The 7,690-nt window shown below is 54.0% G+C and carries 7 protein-coding genes, 1 tRNA gene and 1 rRNA gene; 2 read left to right on the forward strand and 7 right to left on the reverse strand.

The annotated features are described in order from the left end of the window. Window positions 1-90 precede the first annotated feature (90 nt). The 4 genes from NXS13_RS08900 to pgm form a co-directional block, all read right to left on the reverse strand. A tRNA-Ala gene (locus NXS13_RS08900) sits at window positions 91-163 on the reverse strand. Between the two features lie 137 nt (window positions 164-300). Beyond that, entirely contained in the window at window positions 301-1,011 is a 711-nt protein-coding gene (locus NXS13_RS08905) for a DsbA family protein (RefSeq protein ID WP_259080045.1), read from the reverse strand. Window positions 1,012-1,059: 48 nt separating this feature from the next. After that, window positions 1,060-1,542, reverse strand: coding sequence for a DoxX family protein (locus tag NXS13_RS08910; protein ID WP_259158771.1), 483 nt, complete (start codon window positions 1,540-1,542; stop codon window positions 1,060-1,062). Window positions 1,543-1,642: 100 nt separating this feature from the next. Further along, window positions 1,643-3,298 (reverse strand): phosphoglucomutase (alpha-D-glucose-1,6-bisphosphate-dependent), encoded by a 1,656-nt coding sequence (gene pgm, locus NXS13_RS08915; RefSeq protein ID WP_259080043.1) that lies wholly within the window; start codon window positions 3,296-3,298, stop codon window positions 1,643-1,645. A gap of 85 nt (window positions 3,299-3,383) precedes the next feature. Between pgm and NXS13_RS08920 the strand changes: the two genes are divergently transcribed. Together NXS13_RS08920 and NXS13_RS08925 are read left to right on the forward strand one after the other, a co-directional pair. After that, window positions 3,384-3,746 (forward strand): CrcB family protein, encoded by a 363-nt coding sequence (locus NXS13_RS08920; protein ID WP_259080041.1) that lies wholly within the window; start codon window positions 3,384-3,386, stop codon window positions 3,744-3,746. Next, window positions 3,746-4,045 carry a CrcB family protein gene (locus NXS13_RS08925; protein ID WP_259080031.1) on the forward strand — a complete coding sequence of 100 codons (300 nt, stop codon included), beginning with the start codon at window positions 3,746-3,748 and terminating at the stop codon, window positions 4,043-4,045. The genes NXS13_RS08920 and NXS13_RS08925 overlap by 1 nt, the downstream gene beginning before the upstream one ends. On the opposite strand, the gene NXS13_RS08930 is transcribed toward NXS13_RS08925, so the two are convergent. The 3 genes from NXS13_RS08930 to rrf form a co-directional block, all read right to left on the reverse strand. After that, window positions 4,042-6,690 (reverse strand): ABC transporter permease, encoded by a 2,649-nt coding sequence (locus NXS13_RS08930; RefSeq protein ID WP_259289653.1) that lies wholly within the window; start codon window positions 6,688-6,690, stop codon window positions 4,042-4,044. The two genes, NXS13_RS08925 and NXS13_RS08930, sit on opposite strands and share 4 nt — an antisense overlap. Next, the gene (locus tag NXS13_RS08935) at window positions 6,677-7,423 is read right to left on the reverse strand and encodes an ABC transporter ATP-binding protein (protein ID WP_259158719.1); all 747 of its coding nucleotides are present in this window, start codon (window positions 7,421-7,423) and stop codon (window positions 6,677-6,679) included. Before NXS13_RS08935 ends, NXS13_RS08930 begins: the two co-directional genes overlap by 14 nt. A 150-nt stretch (window positions 7,424-7,573) precedes the next feature. Then, window positions 7,574-7,690, reverse strand: a 5S ribosomal RNA gene (gene rrf / locus NXS13_RS08940).

The raw sequence follows: 7,690 nt of genomic DNA on the forward strand, positions 1-7,690 counted from the left end.
TCGGGGCGGATTGGACTACCCTCGAGCGACCATAACCCCAGCTAGACAGCAAAAAACCCAGCTACTCAAAGTAGCTGGGTTTTCCTTCGGTGGAGCTAACGGGATTCGAACCCGTGACCCCCACACTGCCAGTGTGGTGCGCTACCAGCTGCGCCATAGCCCCATTGTTCATGCGAACGAATTTTAGGCTACCTGATGGTCTCCAGCACTACCAAATCGCGAGTTCAAGCTGTGCTTATACTTCTCCAAAAAGCAAAGATCCGCATAGTTTCACCCATGCGGACCCTTAGCTCAAGACCATTACTTAATTAAGCGTGGCCATTCGAAGATATCGTCGCCAACCTCTTTGCCGTCAATGAAGACACGGGGGGAGGAAACTTTGCCGCTTACTTTTTCTAGCTTCTCGGAGTTAGCGGTTGCCATAGCCACGTATTCATCACTGAGATCCTGGGATTCGATCTGCTTAGCGGTGGATGCTTGCGCGCCGAAGCCTTCAGCGATAGTAGCCATGCGAGCGGCGTCCCATACCCCGTAGATCTTTTCTTGATCTTCTAGGAGCTTCTTACGAAGATTCCAGTAGGCCTGGGAGTCTCCAGCCTTCGCTGCGGTGTAGGCAGAAGTGCCGGCGAGGGTGGAGTGGCCAGCCTGGCCGCGGTCGAGGAAGTTGAGCGAGCGGATATGCACGACGATCTTGCCTTCTTCGACGAGTTTCTTCATGTCCTCATCTGTAGAAGTTGCCAATTTTCCGCAGAAGGAGCAAGAGAAGTCCTCATAGATCTCAATATTTTGAGCGTCCGGCGTGGTGGCGTCCGATGTCAAAACGACGGCATTGTCTTCCACGGTGGTAGTGATATTTACGGGCTCGACATCCGCGGCGAGTTTTTCTTTTTCCGCGTTATTGCCGCTAACAACTATATATCCAACAACTGCGATCGCTATGGCAACTAGAGCCACGATCGCCCAGATAAAGCCACTGCTATTCTCGTTGGGATTTTTAATTTTATTACTCATCAAGCCTTCTTGACTCACTTGTATCCGAATATGTTAAAAGGGTGCTCTCTAGGGGTAGATGGCGAATCGTTTATAGGGAAAGACCATTACCCAAATTGACATGGCCACGAAGACCACGTCGCGTAGCAGCGTGGTGACATAGCTCATTCCGCCATCGGCAAGGTCAGCGTCACCGAAGCATCCGCAATCGATCACGAGTCCACGGTACCAAGCTTGGGCGATCCCGATCATAAAGAAGATCAAAACTATGAGGGATATCTTCGCTGCTTGCCTGATAAAGATTCCGACTAAGAGAATGAGCCCGCCAGCGATCTCCACAGGACCAATAATCTGCCCGAGGAAGTAGGACCAGTCTGGGGTGAAGATTTCATAGGCCATAATATTTTGGGCCTCGGTCATGGGTTTACCAATTTTGGTTAGCCCAGCGAGAATCCATACCGCTGCTAGCCCAAAGCGAGCCAGTGCGCTGATGATGTCGATAACCTTTGAACGGGTGTCATCTCCCGCTAAGATGCCGTTTTCTAGGAGCATAGTCACTTAGTCTATCCATCTTTGCGTATAAAAGCTCACCTGAACTATTGCAACCTACTGCCCGTAGCCCTTATTTGTAGGGCCACGGGCAGTAATTCGTTTAGCTCTCTAATACTTTTTTCACCAGCGCACGAGCTTCGTCCTGCATGAGTGCGAGGTGATCTTCGCCCAAGAAGCTCTCGGCATAAATCTTGTACTTATCTTCGGTACCGGAGGGGCGGGCCGCAAACCACGCGTTTTGGGTGCACACCTTAAGTCCTCCCAATGGTGCACCGTTGCCTGGAGCCGAGACCAATTTCGCGGTGATTTTCTCGCCAGCGAGTTCAGTGGCACTCACTTGTTCAGGCGAGAGCGCCTTAAGAAGAGCCTTTTGTTCGCGGTTGGCCTCAGCATCTGTTCGTGCATAATGCGGGGCGCCGAATTTTTGGGCAAGCTCTGCATAGCGTTGCGACGGAGTTTTGGAGGTAACCGCAGTGATTTCGGCGGCCAAAAGGTCAAGAATGAGACCATCCTTATCGGTCGACCACACGGTACCGTTGTGGCGCAAGAAGGAAGCGCCGGCGGATTCTTCGCCACCAAAGCCAACTGAGCCGTCGATCAGACCCGGAACGAACCACTTAAAGCCCACCGGAACTTCAATGAGTTTCTTATCCAAATCTGCCACAACCCGGTCGATCATAGACGACGATACGAGGGTCTTCCCCACGGCGTCAGTGCCCCAGTGCGGGCGGTGGGTATAGAGGTAGTCAATGGCAACAGCTAAGTAGTGGTTCGGATTCATCAGTCCAGCATCGGGGGTGACGATACCGTGGCGATCAGCGTCGGCGTCGTTGCCGGTAGCGATATCGTATTTATCGCGGTTATGCACCAAGCTGGCCATCGAATGTGGTGAGGAGCAGTCCATACGGATTTTGCCATCAGTATCAAGAGTCATAAAACGCCAGGTGGGATCCACAATGGGGTTTACTACGGTGAGATTCAACCCGTGGACCTCAGCGATACGCCCCCAGTAGTCCACCGAGGCACCACCCATAGGATCAGCCCCAATGGTCAGACCAGATTGCTTGATAGCCTCAATATTGATCACATTGGGCAGGTCCGCAATATAATGATTGAGGTAATCAAAACGCTCTGCTCGCGGATCGAGGACGCCCGATACGCTTACTCTGCGGATGTCTTTAAGGTCATTACGCAGAATATCGTTGGCGCGCTGCGCGATCCAATCAGTGGCATCGGTATCAGCAGGCCCACCATTAGGTGGGTTATATTTGAAGCCACCATCACGAGGCGGATTGTGCGAAGGAGTAATCACAATTCCGTCGGCGCGCTTGGGGTCCAAGCCCGTAACCCCACCTGGCAGATTGGCGTTATGAGCCAAGATCGCATGCGAGACGGCTGGGGTGGGGGTAAAGCGACCACGGTCATCAACGCGCACGGGGATATCGTTGCCGATTAAAACCTCCAGGGCCGATACCATCGCAGGCTCGGAGAGTGCGTGGGGATCACGGCCGATATAAACGGGGCCACCGATATGGTGAGCCTGGCGGTAATCCACGATGGCCTGGGTCGTGGCAAGAATATGGGCCTCATTAAAGGCGGTATCAAAGGACGATCCGCGGTGCCCGGAGGTCCCGAACGCAACCTGTTGATCAGGGTCACTCACGTCTGGGGTGCGGGTGTAGTACGCGGTGACAAGCCCCGCGATATCGACAAGGTCTTCTGGCTGGGCTACTTGGCCAGCGCGTGGGTGAGCCATTGCTGTTACTCCTTCTGTGGACAGTTGTGTCCTCATTATCTTAGCGCTAAATCATGCTCGATCCACCCGATGTACAATCACTGCCATGAATCGTGGCCTGCATATAACCCATAAATTTTTCGGCCCCACCATCCTCGCGGGACTTGGTGCTGGACTAGGCGCGAGTGCCCGCGCGTTGGTCTTCTCCCTCGGTTCTGGGCCGGAGCTACTCCTCGTGATCAATATTCTCGGGTGTCTCGCTATGGGCCTGAGCAATCCCCGCAACGAAAACCTGCGCGCCTTCTTCGCCGTAGGAATTCTCGGTGGCTTTACGAGCTTTTCGGCCTTCGCTGGCTTCACCGCCCATCTGCCCCTCCCCCAGGCCTTCGGCTACTGTCTGATAACGATCTCAACGTGCCTCCTCGCCTGGTTTGCCGGCACAAGTGTGTCCCAGAGGGTGAGCGTATAATGCTCACGGTCTTTTTTGCTGCCTGCTGTGGTGGGGCGCTCCGCTATGTGCTTTCTCGTCTCCTTCCCAGCCCAGCTGGCACCTATCTGGCGAATAGTTTGGCCTGCCTTGCAATAGCTCTGAGTGCCGCGAGCGGATTCGCCTGGGTGATCAGTGTTGGATTTGCTGGAGCACTCTCTACGTGGTCGACCCTCGCGAAGGAATTGGGAACTATGCTCGAAGGCGGTAAGTCTCTCCTCTTTGTCGGTTATCTTCTTATAACCCTCATTACAGGCCTGGGCCTCATCGCCCTTAGTTAATGTGAGATCGCATCGAGCGGCGGCGTTGTACTGGCGCGCTGGGCTGGCCAGATCGCGGCGAGCACACCTACGAGTCCAGAGCCTATGAGGATGATCATTAATGTTCCATAGGGCACGGATATGGTTTCGAGCCCCTGCGAGCCTAGAACTTTTAGGAAGGACCATCCGAGCCCGAGGCCCACAATCATTCCGATGATGGAGCCGTAGATCGCTATCTGCACACTCTCGATGGTAATCATCAGCCGCACTTGGTTGCGATGTGTACCGACAGCGCGCAGCATACCAATTTCCTGCCGACGCTCAATGACATTAAGTGCCAAGGTATTGATAATGCCTAGCACCGCGACAATAATACTTAGGCCAAGGAGTGCATAGAGGATATACATCATTTGGTTGATTAAACCTGCTTGGGCGCCGGCATATTCTTGGGCATTCATCACCCGCACCACGAGGTATTTTTCCACGGCTTGTTCGAGATCGGCTCGCAAGGAGCGCTGTGTTACGCCTTCTTTGCCCATCAGAAGCACCTGAGCCAGATTGTCATTTTCATAAGCGGGGGTATCAATGATTGTGGCTTCAGACAGGACAACATCGTCGAGAATGCGGTTGTCTCCATAAGTTCCAGTCAGCTCAGCGCGCGCTAAGATCTGGCCCTCTTGGTCGTAGATATTCACGGTATCGCCTATGGCTAATCCGCGCTCTTGAGCATAGGACTCGCGGGCGATAAAAGTCCCAGCTTGGGAGAGATCAAACCTTCCCTGCGGATTCTTTAGTCCCACGACGTCCTCAAGATCGCCATTGGCCATAAAAGTGATGGGAAAGCCCCTCAGCGCCGCCAGACCGGTGGGTGAATCGTCTAGGGAGACTTTGGCATAGGATACTGCTACCGCTTGATCAATACTATCCAGAGCTTGAATATCTGCGTAGGCATTCGTCGGCACTGGGAATCTCATGGCACTAGGACCCTCTAATACGAAATCAGCGGTGACTTCTGAATTCACCAGATCTTCAATACTGTCGTGCATGGAGGCGCTCAACATCCCAATAGCAGTGACAAGCGCCATACCGAGAGTCAGAGCGAAAGCGGTGGTAGCCGTGCGCTTAGGATTGCGGCGAGAATTGGTGGCGGCTAATTGTCCAATAGCTTTAAAGGGGCGAGCTATAACCCGGCCCAGGGCACCCACGAGAGGGATGGACAGTGCCGGCGACGCCATGAAGACGCCACCAATGACAGCAAAGGCGCCAATACCTACGCCAATCGCACGAGTTTTAGTCGCGTAGCTATCAGCATCGACAAGCGCGCCAGCGAAGGCTAACGCCATGCCCGCAGCGAGCAAGAGAAGACCTAAGATCGTACGTGTTTTAAGGGAGGTTGCAGTTGAGCTTTCCGTGGTCCGCATAGCTTCCACGGGGCGGACGGCCCCAGCACGGCGAGCGGGTGCCCACGCACTTATAACAGTCACGACGATACCAAGCACGATGGGGAAAGCAATCGCGGATGCCCCAAGGCCAGTTGTGCCTGCAGCGATAGGCATACCCAGTCGTCCAAGGGTGAATTGGATGGCCTGAACTAATCCCATACCGGCGAGCACACCGAGAAGGGATCCGACGATACCGACCAGAATAGATTCGATGACCACCGTGGATGTCAGTTGCCTTCTGGAACACCCTAGGGCTCGTAACAGAGCGAATTCTTTGAGACGCTGAGCCACGATCATGGCAAAGGTATTGGCAATAATAAAGGAACCGACCAGGAGGGCGATCATGGCGAAGGCCACAAGGAAATAGTTAACAAAACTCAGCGCATCTGCAACGGACTCAGAAATGCCGCGTGCTAATTCTTGGGCTGAGGCGTAGCCGTATTCGGGGTAGGTTTGCTGAAGATAGTCAATTAGCTCACTGCCGCGTTTTACGTCTCCCGATATTAAGGCCGCGGGGATGAAAATGCCACCTAGATACGTATCGATATAGACGTCTTCGGCTTGAAGTAATAATACGCCGGTACTGAGGTCCACTGCGCTCGAAGCGGGTTGGTAGATGCCGGTGATTTGATAACTACGCTGGCCTTCAGGATCAACAACAATGACCTCATCACCTATGGCAATATCATAATCGTTGGCGGCGGCACGGTTGATAGCTACGCCGTTGTCACGAGGGAGTTCTCCCTCTAGGAGAGTATTGCCGAGGCCTACAGCCTGTTCGGTGTCGTACCAGGGACTGATGGTAGATTGCGCGGAGCGAGTCTGGAAGGGTCGTCGTTGAGCATCAGCAACCACCACGGTGGTTGCGCCCTGTACCGTGACCCCAGCGATCTGCGGATCTTGGCGGAGCGTAGACAGCATATCTACCTTGATTCCCGTAATACCGGAGGTTCCAGCACCAGGTGCAAAAAGGTTGGCCCCCACCATAGCTCCAGGGTTGGGATGCATGACTACGTCCACGTCGGCGAATAGATCCTCCACTGCTGAGTCGAAGACCTTTTCCAATGAGTTTGTGAACATCATCGACCCAGCCACGAAGGAGGTACCGAGGATCACGGCCACCACTGTGAGGGCAAGACGAAGTTTATGTGCAACAACTGTGCGCCAACTCATACGCAGGAGGGTTTGCGAACCTGAGGGACGCGGGGCGCTATGCTTGCCCATCGGTATCCTCCAAAGTACCCATGACTGCGAAAATCTCTTCAGCACTCGGGCTGTTCAGCCGTGTCCGGATTTCTCCATCGGATAGGAAAATGACCTCGTCGGCATATTTCGCCGCGCTGGGGTCATGGGTCACGATCACCACAGTCTGGCCAAATTCATCGACCGCACCGCGCAAAATCCCGAGGACCTCCCGAGAAGCATTGGAATCAAGGTTGCCCGTGGGTTCGTCGCCGAAAATAATATCGGGGCGCGCAACCAGAGCACGTGCGCAAGCGACGCGCTGCTGCTGTCCTCCGGAAAGCTCGGCAGGACGGTGTCCTAAACGATCGACGAGGCCTAACCGTGAGGTCACGGTGTGAAACCAATTGTGGTCCACCGGTTTGCCCGCTATATCGAGCGGAAGAGTGATGTTTTCTGCAGCGGTTAATGTGGGAACTAAGTTGAAGCTCTGAAATATAAAACCGATGCGATCACGTCTTAAATTCGTCAGTCCCTTATCATCGAGCTGCGATAGATCGGTATCCCCAATATAGGTCGAGCCCCCAGAGATGCTATCCAACCCGGCCATGCAATGCATCAGCGTAGATTTCCCGGAGCCGGAAGGCCCCATAATGGCCGTAAACTGCCGTTGTGGGAATTCGATGGATATAGAATTCACTGCAGTAACTTGAGTGCTGCCTGATCCATAGGTCTTGGTCAGGTTATGTGCACGTGCAGCTGGGGTGGTTTGCATTTGGTTCCTCTTCCCTCAAACACTACAAAGCCTACCCACCCCAGACTACCCCAACCCCCACACACACCCCACACACACAAAAAAAAGGGGGAGGGGATGCGCACAAGCACACAGCCTACACACAACCCCTCCCCACCATCTTAAGTTTTAGGTCGGCGGTGACTTACTCTCCCACAAACTCCCGTTTGCAGTACCATCAGCGCTACCAGGCTTAGCTTCCGGGTTCGGAATGGGACCGGGCGTACCCCTGACGCAATAACCACCGAC

It is taken from the genome of Corynebacterium sp. ES2730-CONJ (assembly GCF_024834055.1).
Lineage (GTDB): Bacteria > Actinomycetota > Actinomycetes > Mycobacteriales > Mycobacteriaceae > Corynebacterium.

Bases quoted from the DNA above. Each gene is read 5' to 3' on its own strand.
- NXS13_RS08905 (WP_259080045.1), bottom strand. From the start codon at position 1,011: ATGAGTAATAAAATTAAAAATCCCAACGAGAATAGCAGTGGCTTTATC.
- NXS13_RS08910 (WP_259158771.1), bottom strand. From the start codon at position 1,542: ATGCTCCTAGAAAACGGCATCTTAGCGGGAGATGACACCCGTTCAAAG.
- pgm (WP_259080043.1), bottom strand. From the start codon at position 3,298: ATGGCTCACCCACGCGCTGGCCAAGTAGCCCAGCCAGAAGACCTTGTC.
- NXS13_RS08920 (WP_259080041.1), top strand. From the start codon at position 3,384: ATGAATCGTGGCCTGCATATAACCCATAAATTTTTCGGCCCCACCATC.
- NXS13_RS08925 (WP_259080031.1), top strand. From the start codon at position 3,746: ATGCTCACGGTCTTTTTTGCTGCCTGCTGTGGTGGGGCGCTCCGCTAT.
- NXS13_RS08930 (WP_259289653.1), bottom strand. From the start codon at position 6,690: ATGGGCAAGCATAGCGCCCCGCGTCCCTCAGGTTCGCAAACCCTCCTG.
- NXS13_RS08935 (WP_259158719.1), bottom strand. From the start codon at position 7,423: ATGCAAACCACCCCAGCTGCACGTGCACATAACCTGACCAAGACCTAT.